Consider the following 17,192-nt stretch of genomic DNA (forward strand, 5'->3'; position numbering starts at 1 on the left):
ATCCACGGTTCCGCTTTCCTCAGGGGCACTTACCCATGCGATTGAAGGCCTTGCTTGTCTCCGGCGTGACCCTGATGGCCGCCAGCGTCGGTTCCGCCGCCTACGCCCAGCAGGCGGCGCTCATGCCCCTGCCGGCGGCCATGAGCGCGGGCACGGGGCAGTTGTTGGTGGATGGCGGCTTCACCGTGGCGCTGGCGGGGCCCGCCGACCCGCACTTGACCGTGGCGGCCCACACCCTGATCCAGCGCCTGTCGGCCAAGACCGGGCAGTTCCTGGCCGGCGCGCCGGTGGCGAAAGGCGCCACCCTGACGCTGACCGTCACGGGCGTCAGCGCCGCCGTGCCGGCGCCCCAGGAGGATGAGGCCTACACCCTGACGGTGACGCCAAAGGGCGCCAGCATCACGGCCGCGACATCAGTCGGTATCAACCGGGGCATCGCCACCTTCGCCCAACTGGTGACCAACGGCCCCCAGGGCTGGGCCGTGCCGGCGGTAACCATCCACGACCAGCCGCGTTTCCCCTGGCGTGGCCTGCTGTTGGATGTGTCGCGCCACTTCATGCCCATCGCCTCGGTGGAACGCACCATCGACCTGATGCAGGCGGTGAAGCTGAACGTGCTGCATTGGCACCTCGCCGACAACCAGGGCTTCCGCGTGGAAAGCAAGGTCTTCCCCAAGCTGCACCAGTTGGGGTCGGATGGCGACTTCTACACCCAGGACCAGGTGCGCCAAGTCATCCGCTACGCCGCCGACCGGGGCATCCGCGTGGTGCCGGAATTCGACATGCCCGGCCACACCACCGCCTGGCTGGTGGGTTATCCGGAACTGGCCAGCGCGCCCGGCCCCTACACCATCGAGCGGCACTGGGGCGTCTTCGACCCGGCGCTGGACCCGACGCGCGACAGCACATACCAATTCCTGGACCGTCTCGTTAGCGAAATGACTGCGCTGTTCCCCGACCCCTATTTCCACATCGGTGGGGATGAGGTGAACGGCGAACAGTGGAAGGCCAGCCCCGCCGTCCAGGCCTATATGAAGGCCCATGGTCTGAAGGACACCGCCGCCTTGCAGGCCCTGTTCACCACCAGGGTGCAGGCCATCGTCGCCCGCCACGGCAAGCATGCCATCGGCTGGGATGAGATCATGGACGGCGACATGCCCAAGGACGTGGTGGTGCAGTCCTGGCGGGACACGGAATCGCTGAAGAAGGCGGCCCTGGCCGGCCATGCCGGCATCCTGTCCGCCCCCTATTATCTGGATTTGAGCTGGCCGGCCGGTCGCCACTACGCCGCCGACCCCATGCCGGAAAACCTGCCGGCGGGGTTGGAGGGCCTGATCCTGGGCGGCGAAGCCTGCGCCTGGAGCGAGCGGCTGTCGCCGGAGAACCTGGATATCCGCCTATGGCCCCGCGCCGCCGTGGTGGCGGAAAAGCTGTGGTCGCCCAAGGATATGACGGCCGACATCCCGGCCATGTACGCGCGTCTGGACAGTGTGGCCGATGACTTGGCCTTTGCCGGTTCGAGGCACAGGGCGGCGAATGAGGCCATGCTGGCCCGGGTGGCGGGGCCGGCGGGGGTTGGCGCCGTCTGGTCCCTGGCCCAGGCGGTGGAACCGCTGAAGGACTATAACCGCTCGACCCAGCGGCCGGACGCCGTGCAGTCCACGCCCCTGAACCGCCTGGTGGACGCGATCCCGGCGGAAAGCGCCGTGGCGCGGGAATTCGGCCTGGCCGTGGACCGTCTCATCGCCCAGCCTGGCGACACCGCCGCCCGGACGCAGGTGCGGAGCCTGCTGGAACGGTGGCAGACGGCGGAGACATTGCTGGCCCCCTACCGCCAGGCCACGCCGTTGCTGGCGGAACTGGCCGGGCCGGCGGCCAAGCTGACCCGCTTGGCCGAGGCGGGGCTGGCCGCCGCCGATGCCGTGGCCACGGGCAAGCCCCTGGCCGACCGCGCCGCGGCGAAAAAGGCGCTGGCGGAGGCGGTGGAGCCAGGTGCTGAGCTGGAGTTCGCCATCCTGCCGGCGGTGACCAGGCTGGTGAAGGCGGCGCCTTAAGGTCCCATCCCCGGAATGCCTGGCACGGCGTCCGCCAGGAAGTCGATCAGCAGGCGGACGCGGGCGATGCCCGCCCGTTCCGGCACGATCAACATGTTGAAGGGCACGGGCGGCGGACTATGGCCGGGCAAGACGATTTCCACCCGCCCGTCGGCCAGCAAGTCATCCATCAGCCAATGGTGGGTGGGTCCGATGCCCCGGCCGGCCGCCAGCGCCTCGCGCGCGCCCAGGCCATGGTCGACGCGGAAGCGCCCGCCGGCCGGCACTTCCACCTGATCGTTATCGGGTCCGTGCAACACCAGCGTGTCGCTGCCGGCCACGTTGGACATGCGGATGATGTCGTGGTCTGCCAGATCCTGCGGCCGGGCGGGCCGGCCCCGCCGCGCCAGATAATCCGGTGAGGCCATCAGCGATCGGCGTGAACGGCCCAGGGGCTTCAGCTTCAGGGTGCTGTCGGTCAGGGGGCCCAGGCGTAGAGCGATGTCCACGCCCTCTCGCACCAGGTCCACACGCTCATCCGTCAGGCTCAAATCGATGCCGATGTCCGGGTGACGATCCTGGAAGGCGAACAGCAGGCGGCTGATATGGCGTACGCCCAGGGCCGCCGTGCAGGATAGGCGGATGGTGCCCGCCGCGCCCTGCCGGCCACCACGCGCCTCATCCGACGCCTGATCCACCAGCCGCAGGATCTGGACGCACTGGGCGTGATAGCGCGCGCCTTCCTCCGTCGGTGTGACGCGGCGGGTAGTGCGGCTCAAGAGGGGCACGCCCACCGCCTCTTCCAACTCGCGCAGCTGGCGGGTGACGGTGGACTGGCCCACCGCCAGCTCCCGCGCCACGGCGGACAAATTGCCCCGCTCCGCCACGCGGACGAAGGTACGCATGCGCTCTAGCGTGACGTCGGACTTATCCATAATTCGGCATGATCTTATGCATTGCCCACCTGTAGCGCATGGATGGGATCAGGTCTACCTGAGGGGTCGGTTCGCTAATCTGGAGCACCAACCCCATGAACGTTCTTCTCGTCTTTGCCCATCCCGATCCCCGGTCGTTGAATGGCGCGTTGCGCGATGTCGCCGTCGCCGAGCTTCAGGCCCAGGGCCACACCGTCCAGGTGTCCGACCTCCACGCCATGGGCTGGAAGGCCGTGGTCGACCACGCCGACTTCCCCGACCTTAAGCCTGAGGATCGCCTGGTGCCGGTGCTGGCGTCGCGCGACGGCTACGCCGCCAGCCGGTTGACGGCCGACGTGCTGGCGGAACAGGAAAAGCTGCGCTGGGCCGACATGCTGATCCTGCAGTTCCCACTCTGGTGGTTCACCATGCCGGCCATCCTGAAGGGCTGGGTTGATCGCGTGTTTGCCTATGGATTCGCCTATGGCGTGGGCGAACATAGCGACAGGCGCTGGGGCGACCGCTATGGCGAGGGCGTCTTCCAGGGCAAGCGCGCCATGGTCATCACCACCGCCGGCGGCTGGGCGCCGCACTATGGCCCGCGCGGCATCAATGGCCCCATCGACGACCTGCTGTTCCCCATCCACCACGGCATCCTCTACTACCCGGGCTACGCCGTCCTGCCGCCCTTCGTCCTGTACCAGGCGGATCGGCTGGACGCGGCGGGCTTCGAGCGCGAGGCCGAGCGTTTGCGGGAATGCCTGCGCACCTTGGAGCAGACGGCCCCCATTCCCTATCGGCAGCAGAATGGCGGGGACTACCGGATCCCCAGCATGGAACTGCGGGAGTCATTGGGCGGCGGCGCCACCGGCTTCGCGTTACATCTGCGAGAGGGGGTCAAAGCCTGATCTTCAGTCGCGCCCCGATCTCCCCCACCAGGCCCCGGCGGAAGACCAGGACGCAGGCGATGAAGACGGCGCCGATGACGGCGGGGACGGGCAGGCCGCTGGTGGCGAGCGCACTTTCCAGGCCCACGGACAGGAAGGCGCCCACCGCCGGGCCGGCCACGGTGCCGATGCCACCCAGCAGGGTCATCAGCACCACCTCGCCCGACATCTGCCACTGCACGTCGGTCAGGGTAGCGATCTGGAAGACCAGGGCCTTGGTGCCGCCGGCCAGGCCCGCCAGCGTGGCCGACAGCACGAAGGCGGTCAGCTTGTAGCGGTCGACCTCATAGCCCAGCGACCGGGCGCGGGCCTCGTTGTCGCGCACCGCCTTCAGCACTTGGCCGAAGGGCGAATGGACGATGCGGTAAAGCGCAAGGTGCCCCAGGGCCGCGATGGCCAGCACGGCGTAATAGGCGTCGGTGGGCTGGCCAAGGTCGATCAGACCCAACAAGCGGCCCTGGGGTACCCCCTGGATGCCGTCCTCACCGCCGGTGAAGGGAGCCTGCAGGAACAGGAAGAACAGCATCTGCGCCAGCGCCAGCGTGGTCATGGCGAAATAGATGCCCTGCCGACGGATGGCCAGCGCGCCCATGGCCAGGCCAAGCGCCGCGGCGGCCAGCGTGCCGCCTAGGATGGCCAGTTCCGGCGGCCAGCCCCAGACCTTGGCGGCATGGGCGGTGACATAAGCCGCCCCGCCGAAGAACGCGGCATGGCCGAAGGACAGCAGGCCGGCGTAGCCCAGCAGCAGGTTGAAGGCGGCGGCGAACAGGGCGAAGCACAGGGCCTTCATCAGGAAGGCGGGGTAGACCACCCAGGGGGCGGCCAACAGCAGGGCCAGGGCGACCAGGGTCAGCGAGGTCAGGGGAGAGAGGCGCATCAGTTCACCCGCCCAAACAGCCCGGCGGGGCGTACCAGCAGCACCAGCGCCATGATGACGAACACCACGATGTTGGCGGCGGGGGGATAGAACACCTTGGTCAGGCCTTCGGCCAAGCCCAGGCCATAGCCGCTGAGGATGGCGCCGGACAGGGACCCCATGCCGCCGATGACCACCACGGCGAAGACGACGATGATCAGATTGCTGCCCATCAGGGGGTTGGCCTGGTAGACGGGGGCGGCCATGACCCCGGCGAAGGCCGCCAGTGCCACCGCTACACCGAAGGTGACGGTGACCAGCAGGGGCACATTGAGGCCTAGGGCCTGGGCCATGTCCGGCCGTTCCGTCGCCGCGCGCAGGCGGGCGCCCAGGGCGGTGCGTTCGATGGCCAGCCAGGTGGCCAGGCAGACGACGATGGAGGCCGCGACCACCCAGCCGCGATAGAGCGGCAGGAACATGAAACCCAAATTCACCCCGCCCTGCAGCGCCTCCGGCACCGGATAGGGCTGGCCGGAGGAGCCGTAGACCTGCCGGAAGGTGCCTTCCAGCACCAGGGCCAGGCCGAAGGTGGCCAGCAGGCCGTACAGCGGGTCCAGGCCTGCCAGGCGCTTCAGCATCAGCCGCTCCACCCCCATGCCCGCCAGGCCCAAGGCCAGGGGCACCAGCACCAGGGCCGGCCAATAGCCGATGTCGAGATACGTGGCCAATCCCCAGGCGGCGAAAGCCCCCACCATGTAGAAGGCGCCGTGGGCGAAATTGATAATGCCCAGCACGCCGAAGATGACGGCCAGGCCCAGGCTCAGCAGGGCGTAGAAGGCGCCGTTGATAAGGCCCAGCAGCAACTGTCCCGACAGGACCTGAACGGACATCTCACACCCCCAGGAAGCGGTCCAGCCGGCCGGGGTCGGCAGCCAGCTCGGCGTTGTCCAGCGTGTCTACCACCCGGCCGTTCTCCATGACGATGTGGCGGTCGGCCACCGTGGCGGCGAAATGCACGTTCTGCTCCACCAGCAGCACGGTGTGGCCCCGGCCCTTCAGGTCGCGAAGGATCGCGCCGATCTGCCGCACGATGACGGGGGCCAGGCCCTCCGTCGGTTCGTCCAGCAACAGCAGGCCGGCACCGGTGCGAAGGGCGCGGGCGATGGCCAGCATTTGCTGCTCCCCGCCCGACAGCTTGGTGCCGGGGCTGGCGCGGCGTTCCTTCAGGCGCGGGAACAGCGCGTCGATCTCACCATCGCTCAAGGCGCCCGCCCGCGCGCGCGGCGGCAGGGCCAGGTTCTCCGCCACCGACAGGCTGGCGAAGATGCCCCGGTCGTCGGGGACGTAGCCGATGCCCGCGCGGGCGATGCGGTGCGGCGGCAGGCTGATCAACTGCCGGCCTCTCAATTCGATGGAGCCGCTGCGGCGGGGCAGCATGCCCATGATGGCGCGCAAGGTGCTGGTCTTGCCCGCGCCATTGCGGCCCACCAGGGTCACGACCTCGCCCGCCCGGATGCTGAAGTCCACGCCGTGCAGCACGTGGCTCTCGCCGTAATGGCCGTCCAGGCCGGTGACCGACAGCACCGTCTCAGGCATGCCCGGTCCCCATGTAGGCCTCGCGCACCGCGCGGTCGGCGGCGATATCGGCGTAGCTGCCCTCGGCCAGGATTTCCCCCCGCTGCAGCACGGTGATTCGGTCCGACAGGTCGGCGACCACGCCCAGGTTGTGCTCCACCATCACCACCGTCCGCCGGCCGTTTTCCTTTTGCGCCGTGCGGCGGATCAGGGCGGCGGTGCGCGCCACATCCTCCCGCCCCATGCCGGCCAGCGGCTCGTCCAGCAGCAGCACGTCGGGGTCCAGCGCCAGGGTGGTGGCGATCTCCAGCGCCTTCTTGGCGCCGTAGGGCAGGGTGCCGGCCGGTTCCTGGGCCCGCGCCTCCAGCCCGACCTCGGCCAGCAGGGCCAATGCCCGGTCGTTCAGCGCGGCCAGGGTGGATTCCGGCCGCCAGAAGTGGAAGCGGCCGGGCGTGCGCCGCTGCAGCGCCACGCGCACATTCTCCAGCGCCGTCAGATGGGGGAAGGTGGCGGATATCTGGAAGGACCGGCCTATGCCCCGCCGGGCGATGGCGGCGGGGCTGGCGGCGGTGATGTCCACGCCGTCATGCAGGATATGGCCGGATGTCGGCGCCAGGAACTTGGTCAGCAGGTTGAACACGGTGGTCTTGCCGGCGCCATTGGGGCCGATCAGGGCATGGATGGTTCCCCGGCGCACGGTGAAGTCCAGGTCGCGCACGGCGGTGAAGCCCCGGAAGGACTTGGTCAGCCCCCGTGTCTCCAGGACCACGTCCGTTATCGGAACCACCGTTGGGGCGTCCGTCATTGCGGGGTCGGTCATCGGGCCTGCCCTGTCGCGCATCCTGGCCGGCATTGTCCGCCGGGCATCTGGTCTCCCGCGGTCATTAGGCCCAGGGCAACAAGATATTTCAAGGTGTTGCATTCCCGGATCGCCCGGGATGCGGCATAGTGGCGGGCAGCGGCGCCGGGATCGGCAGGGTCGGGCGCCGACCATAACGATATCGGGAGGAAGCGGATGAGCGGAACTCTGACACGGCGCGCCCGCGTGGTTCTCGGGGCAACGCTGGGTGCCGCGGCGCTCGGCTTGCTGGCGCTGGGGGCGGCGCGGGCGGCTCCAGAGTCGGACACGACAAAGCCGGTGCGCATCGGCATCCTGAACGACCAATCCGGCACCTATGCCGATTTCGGCGGCCGCGGTTCGGTCGTGGCGGCGCAAATGGCCATCGACGACTTCGGCGGCAGCGTGCTGGGGCGCAAGATCGTGCTGCTCAGCGCCGACCATCAGAACAAGCCGGACACCGGCGTCGCCATCGCCCGTCAGTGGTTCGATGCCGATGCCGTCGACATGATCGGCGAGCTCACCACCTCTTCCGTGGCCCTGGCGGTGCAGGACCTGGCCAAGGCCAAGGGCAAGATCGACATCGTGGTGGGGGCGGCGACTTCCAAGCTGACCAATGAGGCCTGCTCGCCCACCGGCTTCCATTGGGCCTACGACACCTATGCCCTGGCGCGGGGCACGGGCGGGGCGCTGGTGGAATCGGGCGGCAAGTCCTGGTTCTTCATCACCGCCGACTATGCCTTCGGGCACCAGTTGGAAAAGGACACCACCGACTTCGTGACCGCGAAGGGCGGCACGGTGGTGGGGGCGGTCAACGCACCCTTCCAGAACAGCGACTTCTCTTCCTTCCTGTTGCAGGCGCAGGCGTCCAAGGCCCAGGTCATCGGCCTGGCCAACGCCGGCACCGACACCACCAACGCCATCAAGCAGGCCGCGGAATTCGGCATCACCAAGGGCGGGCAGAAGCTGGCCGGCCTGCTGTTCACCCTCAGCGACGTGCACGCCCTGGGCCTGAAGACGGCGCAGGGCCTGGTGCTGACCGAGGCCTTCTATTGGGACCGCGACGACGCCAGCCGGCAGTGGGCGGAGCGCTATTTCCAGAAGATGAAACGCATGCCCAACATGATCCAGGCCGGAACCTATTCCTCGGTCCTGCATTACCTGAAGGCGATCAAGGCAGCGGGCACCACCGACGCCAAGGCGGTGGCGGCCAAGATGCGCGAGCTTCCGGTGGACGACATGTTCGCCAAGGGCACGGTGCGCGAGGACGGCACCATGGTGCACGACATGTACCTGTTCGAGGTGAAGAAGCCGGAGGAGAGCAAAAAGCCCTGGGATTATTACAAGCTGCTGCGCACCATTCCGGGGGAGGAGGCCTACCAGGCCCAGGACAAGGGCGCCTGCCCCCTCACTAAAAAGGCCTCCTGATCCGGCGTCCGGTTTTTGAAGCCCCATTCGCCGCATTGCCGCCCCGACCGCACCGGCGGTAGAAGGTCGGGCGGGGTGGCTTATCTCTAGTAGGCCCACCTGGGGTAGGCGACTCTTTGCGGGGATTGGGGCGGGGACCGGACGGATGACCAGCGCGGAACCGATGGCGAAGGACGAGGGCGGTGCCGCCCCGGCGACCGATGGCTTGCATGAACAGCATGGCCATGGCCATGTTCACGGCAGCCGCGGCATGCTGATGCTGGGGGCGCTGGGGGTGGTCTTCGGCGACATCGGCACCTCGCCCCTCTATGCCATGCAGACGGCACTGGGCGCCGTCACCCATCACGGCCGTGTGCCCAGCGAGGGCGACGTGCTGGGGGTGGTCAGCCTGATCATCTGGGCGCTGATTCTGATCGTGGCGGTGAAGTACGTGGCCCTGGTGCTGCGCGCCGACAACGATGGCGAGGGCGGCATCCTCTCGCTTCTGTCCCTGGTGCATCCGCCCAGCGCCAGGGAGATGGTGCCCATGGTGGTGTTCTTGGGCATCTGCGGCGCCGCCCTGCTGTTCGGCGACGGCGCCATCACGCCCGCCATCTCCGTCCTGTCGGCCATGGAGGGGCTGGTCGTGGCCGACAGCCACCTGGGCGCCTTCGTCCTGCCCCTGACCGTGGCGGTGCTGGTGGCCCTGTTCGCCATCCAGTACCGCGGCACCGGCGCCATCGGCCGTCTGTTCGGCCCCATCATGGCGCTGTGGTTCGGCGTGCTGGCCCTGGCCGGCCTCAGCCATGTGGTGCAGCGGCCGGACATCCTCATGGCCTTCAACCCGCTGTCGGCGGAACATCTGCTGGTGCATGCGCCGGGCGTGGCCTTCGCCGTGTTCGGCGCCGTCTTCCTGGCGCTGACGGGGGCGGAGGCCTTGTACGCCGACATGGGCCACTTCGGCGCCGGCGCCATCCGCCGGGCCTGGTTTGTCGTTGTCTTCCCCGCCCTGATCCTGAATTACCTGGGCCAGGGCGCCCTGCTGCTGGACAAGCCGGAGGCGGTGGACAATCCCTTCTACCGCCTGGCGCCGGACTGGGCGCTGGTGCCCCTGGTCATCCTGGCAACCATGGCCACGGTCATCGCCAGCCAGGCGCTGATCTCCGGCGTGTTTTCCATGACGCGGCAGGCCATTACCCTGCGCCTGCTGCCGCGCATGTCCATTTCCCCCACCTCGCGCAAGTCCTACGGCCAGATCTATGTCGGCGTGGTCAACTGGCTGTTGATGCTGGCGACCCTGATGATCGTGCTGGGCTTCCGCCATTCCGAGGCGCTGGCCGCCGCTTACGGCATCGCCGTGTCGGCCACCATGCTGATCACCACCATCCTGCTACGCCGGGTGATGCGCGAACTGTGGAACTGGCCGGCCATCCCCACCAACCTGATGATGGGCTTCTTCGCCGCCGTGGACCTGGCCTTCCTGGTGGCCAACAGCACCAAGCTGCTGGAGGGCGGCTGGCTGCCGCTGGCCATCGGCGGCTTCATCGCCTTCCTCATGGTGGCCTGGCGCAAGGGCACCGCCATCGTGCAGATCAAGCTGAGCGAGGGCGGCACCACCTTCGCCGACTTCATGCGCCAGGTGGAGCAGACGGTGGTGCACCGGCTGCCCGGCACGGCGGTGTTCGTGACCCGCACGGCCGACCGGGTGTCGCCCATGCTGGTGCACCACGTCACGCACAACCGGGTGCTGCATGAGCATGTCATCCTGCTGACCCTGGTCCCGACCAAGCGGCCCCGCGTGCCGGCCGGTGAGCGCCTGGCGGTGGAGCAGGTGGGCAACGGCTTCTGGCGGGTGACGGTGCGCATCGGCTTCATGCAGAAGCCCGACGTGCCCACGGTCATGCGCGGCCTGGCCCGACTGGGCCTGGCCTTCTGCCGGGAAGAGGTGACCTACTACATCTCGCACGAACGGCTGATCCGCGCCGAGCGGAACCCCGCCCTGTCCGGGCCCATCTGGACCGCCTATCACCTGATGCAGCGCCTGGGCTTGCGGGCCTCGGACTACTTCCACCTGCCGCCGGAGCAGGTGATGGAAGTGGGGTTCAGGCTGGAAGTCTAACTTTCCCCGCAGACCTCGCGCACGCACCCGCGCAGCCAGCGATGGGCGGGGTCGGCGTCCAGGCGGGGGTGCCAGAGCAACGACACGGTGATTTCCGGCACATCGACCGGCAGGGCGAAGCTGAACAGGCCCTTACGCAGGGTCAGGGTATGCCGCTCTGGCACCGTCGCCACCAGGTCGGTGGCGCGGGCCAGGGTCAAGGCCGCGGAAAAGTCGCCCACGATGACGGCCACGTCACGCATCAGGCCCAGCGGTTCCAGCGCCGCGTCCACCGGGGCGTGGCGGCGGTCCGCATCATGCTCACGGCGGGCCACGGCGATGTGGCGGGCGGCGGCGAAGCGGGCGGGGGTGAGGGTGCCTTGGCCTAGGGGGTGCCCGGTTCGCGCCACGCCGACGAAGCGGTCGCGGAACAGGGCTTGGGCGCGGACCTCCGGCCCCATGCTGTCGCCCACCACCCCGGTTTCCAGATCCACGGCGCCGTCGCGCAGCGGCGTGCTGCCCTTGTCCGGCTTGGGCGCGAAGCGCAAGCGGACGCCCGGCGCCTCCCGCGCCACTCGGTTGACGAGCGCGACGCCGAAGCTTTCCACGAATCCTTCCCGTGTGCGCAGGGTGAAGGTGCGGGTGAGGCGCGCCAGATCCAGCCCCTCCGCCGGGCGCAGCACGGCCTCCGCCTCCCGCACCAGGGGGGCCACCCGCTCGCGCAGGTCCAGGGCATGGGGCGTGGGCACCAGGCCCCGGCCCGCCCGCACCAGCAGCGGGTCGCCGGTCACCTCCCGCAGGCGGGCCAGCGCCCGGCTCATGGCTGAAGGGCTGAGCCGCAGGCGGCGCGCGGCCTTGGCCACGCTGCCCTCGCTCAGCAGCACGTCCAGGGTGATCAGCAGGTTCAGGTCGGGCAGGGTAGCCATGACGTATCCTAACATGCGGCGCAACGCGACATAGCGCGTGGCATGCACGAATATGCTGCAATCCGTGCGCATTCCGCCATGTCACCCTGGCAGCTACCGTCCGCCCGAACCAATGAGCGGAGGGTGACATGACCTCAATGAGTGTGGATCAACCAGTGACGGTGGCGCCAATGGGGACCCGGTGGGTCCTGGCCGCGTTGTCGCTGTGCGTGCTGCTGTCTTCCCTGGGTACCAGCGTGGCCAACGTGGCGCTGCCCACCCTGGCGCGGGCCCTGGGCGCGCCTTTCCAGCAGGTGCAATGGGTGGTGCTGGCCTATCTGCTGGCCATGACGACCCTGATCGTCAGCGTCGGGCGGCTGGGGGACTTGATGGGTCGCCGCCGCCTGTTGCTGGCGGGCCTCGCCCTGTTCACCGGCGCCTCGGCCCTGTGCGGTTTGGTGCCCGGCCTGGGTGTCCTGGTCGCCGCCCGGGCGGCGCAGGGGCTGGGCGCGTCGGCCATGACGGCGCTGGCCCTGGCCTTCGTCGGCGGAACGGTACCCAAGGATCGCATCGGCCGCGCCATGGGCTTGATGGGCACCATGTCGGCCGTGGGCACCGCGTTAGGCCCGTCCCTGGGCGGCGCCCTCATCGCCGCCTGGGGCTGGCGGGCCATCTTCCTGGTCAACCTGCCGCTGGGCGGTCTGGCCCTGCTGCTGGCTTGGCGGGCCCTGCCGGCGGATAGGGGACCGGCGGACGGGCCGTCAGCATCTGCGGACCGGCCCCGATTCGATGCCGCCGGCACGGTGCTGCTGGGCGTCACCCTGGCGCTGTACGCCCTGGCCATGACGTTGGGACGAGGGCACTGGGGCGTGCTGAACTTGGCGCTGCTGGCGGCGGCGGCCGTGGGCGCCGGGCTGTTCGCGCTGGTGGAGGTGCTGGTGCCGTCACCCCTGGTGCGCCTGGGCCTGCTGCGCGACCCGGTGGTGGGGCCCGGCCTGGCGGGCAGTGGCGCTGTGGCGACGGTGATGGCGACCACCTTCGTGGTGGGGCCGTTCTACCTGGCCCGCGCCGTGGGCCTTAGCCCCGCCGGGGTGGGGCTGGTGATGTCGGCCGGACCCCTGATGTCCGCCCTGGCCGGTGTGCCGGCGGGCCGGCTGGTCGATCGCTTCGGCGCGGCGCATGTGAGTGTCGCCGGCTTGGCCGCCATGGTGGCGGGGACGGTGCTGATGGCATTGGCGGGGCTGGGTGCGCGAGGGGGCGTCCCGGGTGTCGCCGGTTACGTCGGGTCCATCGCGGTGCTGACCGCCGGCTACGCCCTGTTCCAGGCGGCCAACAACACCGCGGTCATGTCGGGTGTTCCGGCCGACCGGCGGGGTATCGTCTCCGGCATCCTGAACCTGGCGCGCAACCTGGGCCTGATCACCGGCGCCTCGGCCCTGGGGGCGGTGTTCGTCCTGGCCGCCGGCGTGCCCGACATCACCAATGCCCCGGCGGGCGCGGTGGCCGCCGGCATGCGCGTCACCTTCCTGGCGGCGGGCGGCCTGGTGGCCCTGGCCCTGCTGGTGACGGCCAGGGGGCGGCGGCATTCTTTGCTTGAAATGTAATGTTATAACGTTACATTTCTTGGGTTTCTCTTCCATTGCCGGAGCCCGAGCCCGATGTCCACCCTCACCGCCGCCCTTGGACTGCCCCCTGGCGTGGTGCCGCCCCGCTTCGCCGAGGCCCTGCTCACCTTCCAGGGGGCGCTGTCGCGATGCGAGGCAGCGGGCATCCCGGCGCACAGTGCGTTGGCCGCCGGCCTGGTGGAACTGCTGCCGCGCCTGATCGCCGTCTATGGGGCGGAAGGGGTGGCCGATGTGCTGGCCACCCTGGCGGCCCATGTCGGCGGCGATGTGAAGGGGGACGACCTGGTGGCCGGGCGGACGCGGCAATGACCGGCGCCGGCATTGTCGAGGATGCCAGCCCTGCCGTGCTGGGCCGTGTATCGGATCCGGCGGTGGGCTTGGCGCTGTGGCGCCGGGACCGGTTCCCCGGCGCGGCGTTGGACCCTTGGTTGGACGCGCTGCCGGCGGACCGCCTGCCCCGAGGCCGTTTCCTGGCACGCCTTGGTGACGTGGATACCGCCCTGGGGCCACTGCTGGACGGGGCTGGCGCGCCCATGGCTTTGGCCGCCGACATCGTGGACCTCAGCCGCCGTTTCCTGGATGTCGCGGGCGGGGAATGGGTGGACCTGCGGCTGGAGGTGGTGCAGGGCGACGCCTGCTGGAAATTCCACCGCGACCATGTGCGGCTGCGCCTGATCACGACCTATCGGGGCCCAGGCACCCAGGTGGTGGCGCCGATAGACGCCGCCCGCGCACTGGCGGAGCAACGGCGGTACCAGGGCCCCTTGCATGAGATGCCGCGCCATGCGGTGGCGCTGTTCAAGGGCTGTGGCGAAACAGGTGACGACACCTCTGGGGCGGGGATCGTCCATCGGTCGCCCCCCATCGCCGGCACCGGCCAGGCACGGCTGGTCCTGTGCCTGAACCTACCCTCGGCCGCGTCGCCCGAGGCTTGGGTGCCCACCTAACCTTTCGCTTATATATCCCGTTGGTGGTGTTAACGGTGTACGAACATTAATAAGGCGGCAAGTTTTTTATCATACTCCATGAAATATCCAATCCTCCTGCATATTCCGAGTCCTGGCTCCGGCGAGAGATCCTTTTCGAAATCTTGTGAATTCGCCGGTGTGGCTGACTTGGAATATTGGATTTTTCGGAGTGTTGAAATGATGCTGGCTGGTTTTCTGCAGAAGTTTCGGGTCATGGCGGCCACGTTGGCGGCCCTGGACCGGTCCCAGGCGGTGATCGAGTTCGCCATGGACGGCACTGTGCTGACCGCGAACAAGAACTTCCTGAAGGCCATGGGCTATACCCTGGCCGAGATCCAGGGCAAGACCCATGCCCTGTTCGTGGAAGAGGCGGAGCGGAACGGCACCGCCTACAAGGCCTTTTGGGAGGCGTTGCGGCGCGGGGAATATCAGGCGGCGCAGTTCAAGCGTATCGGCAAGGGCGGCAAGGAGGTCTGGATCGAGGCCTCCTACAACCCCATCCTCGACACCAAAGGCCGGCCGCTGAAGGTGGTGAAGTACGCGACCGACGTCACGGCGCAGAAGATGGAATACGCCGACCTGCGGGGCCAGATGGACGCCATCCGCAAATCGCAGGCGGTGATCGAGTTCACCATGGACGGCACCGTGCTGACCGCCAATGAGGGCTTCCTCAACACCCTGGGCTATACGCTGGCCGAGGTGCAGGGCAAGCCGCACGCCATGTTCGTGGACGCCGCCTACCGCGACAGTGCCGATTACCGTGCCTTCTGGGACGCGCTGCGCCGCGGCGAGTATAAGGCGGCCCAGTTCCGCCGTCTGGGCAAGGGCGGCAAGGAGGTCTGGATCGAGGCGTCGTACAACCCAATCTTCGATCTGAACGGCCGGCCGTTCAAGGTGGTGAAGTACGCTACCGACATCACCCGCCAGGTGCAGATGCTGGCCGACCTGAAGGTCCTGATCGACAAGAACTTCGGGGAAATCGACCACGCCGTGGACCAGACCACGCGCCAGTCGGGTGATGCGCTGACCGCCGCTGGCGAAACCTCCGGTGCCGTGCAGATGATGGCGTCCAGCGCCGAGGAACTGGCGGCATCCATCCGCGAAATCTCGCAAAGCATGGCGCAGTCGCGGATGGCGGCCGAGAACGCCACCGCGCTGGCCGACAAGGCCGACGCCTCGACCCAGCGGTTGGCTGAGGTCGCCCGCTCCATGGAAGGGGTGGTCGAGGTCATCCGGGGCATCGCGGGTCAAATCAACCTGCTGGCCCTGAACGCCACCATCGAGGCGGCACGGGCCGGCGACGCCGGCAAGGGCTTCGCCGTGGTGGCGACGGAGGTGAAGAACCTGGCCACCCAGTCCGCCAACGCCACCCAGCAAATCTCCGATGAGATCGAGGGCATGCAGGCCGTGTCCGGCGAGGTGGTGGGCGCCCTGAGTACCATCCGCCAGTCCATCGGCACGGTGCGGGAATATGTGACCACCACCGCCAGCGCCGTGGAGGAACAGAGCGCCGTGACTCGTGACATGTCCTCCAACATGCAGCGCACGGCGGTGGCGGTGGAGACGGTCACCAATAACCTCGGCAGCATCACCGCGGCCATCGGCCAGGTTGGCGAGGCCGTCGCCACCACCAAGCGGGCCGCGCACGTGCTGGCGCGATGAGCGGGAAGCCCGGGACCAGCGGCGTGGGGAGATGCCCCACGCCGCTGCGGGCCCGAACTACGCCCTGAACAGGGCCGGATCGCCGCTGCCCGGGTGGAAGCCGGGGAAGACGGCATCCACCTGGGCCACGCCCATGCGATGCTTCAGCACGCTGGTCAGCACGTCGCGATAGTCGGTGGTGACAGCCAGGTCAACGCGCTCGTCCAAGTCCTGCGGCTGCAGGCCCGGCCAGCGGCCCAGCAGGCGGCCGCCCGCCACGCCCCCGCCCAGCACCATCATCAGCGAGCCATGGCCGTGGTCGGTGCCGCCGCTGCGGTTGGCCCGCAGGCGGCGGCCGAACTCGCTGACCGTCACCAGGGTGATGCGATCGTGATAGGCCGACAGGTCGTTCCAGAAAGTGCTCAGCGAGCCCGACAGCTGGTGGATCAGGCTCTTGAACCGGCCGGCCTGGCCCTCATGCGTGTCCCAGCCGCCCATGTCGACGCAGGCGACCTTCAGGCCGGCATCCATGCGGATCAGGCGGGCCACCGTCTCCAGCGAGCGACCGACGTCGCCCTCGAAGGCGCCGCCATGCTCCGGCTGGTAGGCCAGGACCTTGCCGTCCGGCCCTTTGGGCAGGGCGGCGTTCAGGCGCAGCGCGGCGTCCAGCGCCACCCGGCCCCCGCGCGCGACATTGGGGTTGAAGGATGCCGGCTGGCCGGCGGCGGGGTACAGCCGCTCCAGCACCGCCTGGGTGCTTGGCCCGCCGGGCAGGCCGAAGCCGCCGCGCAGGTCGGGAATGGACAGGGCTTCGGGATAGCCTTGCAGCAGCTTGGGCACGCCCCCGGCGGTGCTGACCGCCACCAGCTCGCCATTGCTTCCCATCTGGTGCAGCAGGCGGGCGACCCAGCCACCCTCCGTGCCCAGGACGCCGTTGCCCTTGGGCTCCTCCGCCAAGCCACGCTCCATCAGTTCCTGCGCCTCGAAATGGCTGCGGGTGGCGTTGGACAGGCCGGTGGCGTGGACGATGGCCAGGTCGCCCTGGCGGTAGAGCTCATGCAGGGCGGCGGCCTCGGGATGCAGGCGGAAGTCCACACCCTGCGCCAGATCGCTGTCCATCGCGATGCCGGCCTTGTCGCCGCTGTCCAGCAGCCGCAGGTCGGCCGGCCGCGCGTCGATGTAGACGGCGTCGTTGGCCGGGCCGATGAAGTTCAGCACGTCCATGCCACCGCGGAAGAACAGCACGACCAGGATTTTGCCATTGGGCGCGCCACCGGGCGCGGCAAAGGCCAGCTGGCCCAGGCCGGGCACGGTGGTGAGGGCGCCGGCGGCGGCCAGGGTCTTCAATATCTCGCGTCGATTGAACGCCATGATCGTCTCTCCTC

15 protein-coding genes are annotated in these 17,192 nt (G+C 69.0%); 8 read left to right on the forward strand and 7 right to left on the reverse strand.

Features of this window, described 5'->3' with window-relative positions:
* Positions 1-35 precede the first annotated feature (35 nt).
* Positions 36-2,054 (forward strand): beta-N-acetylhexosaminidase, encoded by a 2,019-nt coding sequence (locus Y958_RS02575; protein ID WP_088870789.1) that lies wholly within the window; start codon positions 36-38, stop codon positions 2,052-2,054.
* Here the strand turns inward: Y958_RS02575 and Y958_RS02580 are convergent.
* Positions 2,051-2,968: a LysR family transcriptional regulator gene (locus Y958_RS02580; RefSeq protein WP_088870790.1), complete on the reverse strand. Its 918-nt coding sequence runs from the start codon at positions 2,966-2,968 to the stop codon at positions 2,051-2,053. The genes Y958_RS02575 and Y958_RS02580 overlap by 4 nt on opposite strands.
* A gap of 95 nt (positions 2,969-3,063) precedes the next feature.
* Here Y958_RS02580 and Y958_RS02585 point away from each other — a divergent pair, with 95 nt between their 5' ends.
* Positions 3,064-3,855, forward strand: a complete 792-nt coding sequence (locus Y958_RS02585) for an NAD(P)H-dependent oxidoreductase (protein WP_088870791.1) — start codon at positions 3,064-3,066, stop codon at positions 3,853-3,855.
* Here Y958_RS02585 and Y958_RS02590 read toward each other — a convergent pair.
* The 4 genes from Y958_RS02590 to Y958_RS02605 are packed head-to-tail and all read right to left on the reverse strand — an operon-like array spanning position 3,845 to position 7,145.
* Entirely contained in the window at positions 3,845-4,771 is a 927-nt protein-coding gene (locus tag Y958_RS02590; RefSeq protein WP_088870792.1) for a branched-chain amino acid ABC transporter permease, read from the reverse strand. The genes Y958_RS02585 and Y958_RS02590 overlap by 11 nt on opposite strands.
* Positions 4,771-5,640 (reverse strand): branched-chain amino acid ABC transporter permease, encoded by an 870-nt coding sequence (locus tag Y958_RS02595; protein WP_088870793.1) that lies wholly within the window; start codon positions 5,638-5,640, stop codon positions 4,771-4,773. The genes Y958_RS02590 and Y958_RS02595 overlap by 1 nt, the downstream gene beginning before the upstream one ends.
* A 1-nt stretch (position 5,641) precedes the next feature.
* Complete coding sequence (locus tag Y958_RS02600) at positions 5,642-6,346, reverse strand: ABC transporter ATP-binding protein (protein WP_088870794.1); 705 nt, start codon at positions 6,344-6,346, stop codon at positions 5,642-5,644.
* Positions 6,339-7,145 (reverse strand): ABC transporter ATP-binding protein, encoded by an 807-nt coding sequence (locus Y958_RS02605; protein WP_244909339.1) that lies wholly within the window; start codon positions 7,143-7,145, stop codon positions 6,339-6,341. The genes Y958_RS02600 and Y958_RS02605 overlap by 8 nt, the downstream gene beginning before the upstream one ends.
* A 195-nt stretch (positions 7,146-7,340) precedes the next feature.
* Between Y958_RS02605 and Y958_RS02610 the strand changes: the two genes are divergently transcribed.
* Together Y958_RS02610 and Y958_RS02615 are read left to right on the forward strand one after the other, a co-directional pair.
* Complete coding sequence (locus Y958_RS02610; protein ID WP_211098514.1) at positions 7,341-8,591, forward strand: ABC transporter substrate-binding protein; 1,251 nt, start codon at positions 7,341-7,343, stop codon at positions 8,589-8,591.
* A gap of 145 nt (positions 8,592-8,736) precedes the next feature.
* Positions 8,737-10,689, forward strand: a complete 1,953-nt coding sequence (locus tag Y958_RS02615) for a potassium transporter Kup (protein WP_198924862.1) — start codon at positions 8,737-8,739, stop codon at positions 10,687-10,689.
* Here the strand turns inward: Y958_RS02615 and Y958_RS02620 are convergent.
* The gene (locus Y958_RS02620) at positions 10,686-11,594 is read right to left on the reverse strand and encodes a LysR family transcriptional regulator (RefSeq protein WP_088872432.1); all 909 of its coding nucleotides are present in this window, start codon (positions 11,592-11,594) and stop codon (positions 10,686-10,688) included. The genes Y958_RS02615 and Y958_RS02620 overlap by 4 nt on opposite strands.
* 170 nt (positions 11,595-11,764) lie before the next feature.
* Here Y958_RS02620 and Y958_RS02625 point away from each other — a divergent pair, with 170 nt between their 5' ends.
* The 4 genes from Y958_RS02625 to Y958_RS02635 all read left to right on the forward strand — a co-directional run bounded on the left by Y958_RS02625 (position 11,765) and on the right by Y958_RS02635 (position 15,828).
* Positions 11,765-13,177, forward strand: coding sequence for an MFS transporter (locus tag Y958_RS02625; RefSeq protein WP_244909340.1), 1,413 nt, complete (start codon positions 11,765-11,767; stop codon positions 13,175-13,177).
* Between the two features lie 54 nt (positions 13,178-13,231).
* A complete protein-coding gene (locus tag Y958_RS31820; protein ID WP_186291230.1) occupies positions 13,232-13,507 on the forward strand; it encodes a hypothetical protein in 276 nt (91 codons plus the stop codon).
* On the forward strand, positions 13,504-14,145 hold the full coding sequence (locus Y958_RS02630) for a DUF1826 domain-containing protein (RefSeq protein ID WP_186291231.1): 642 nt from the start codon (positions 13,504-13,506) through the stop codon (positions 14,143-14,145). The genes Y958_RS31820 and Y958_RS02630 overlap by 4 nt, the downstream gene beginning before the upstream one ends.
* A gap of 234 nt (positions 14,146-14,379) precedes the next feature.
* Positions 14,380-15,828, forward strand: coding sequence for a methyl-accepting chemotaxis protein (locus Y958_RS02635; RefSeq protein ID WP_244909341.1), 1,449 nt, complete (start codon positions 14,380-14,382; stop codon positions 15,826-15,828).
* Positions 15,829-15,885: 57 nt separating this feature from the next.
* Here the strand turns inward: Y958_RS02635 and Y958_RS02640 are convergent, their stop codons facing one another.
* Positions 15,886-17,178 carry a DUF1501 domain-containing protein gene (locus Y958_RS02640; protein ID WP_088870799.1) on the reverse strand — a complete coding sequence of 431 codons (1,293 nt, stop codon included), beginning with the start codon at positions 17,176-17,178 and terminating at the stop codon, positions 15,886-15,888.
* Between the last annotated feature and the right edge of the window lie 14 nt (positions 17,179-17,192).

Source organism: Nitrospirillum viridazoti CBAmc (genome assembly GCF_000730165.1).
Classification (GTDB): domain Bacteria; phylum Pseudomonadota; class Alphaproteobacteria; order Azospirillales; family Azospirillaceae; genus Nitrospirillum; species Nitrospirillum viridazoti.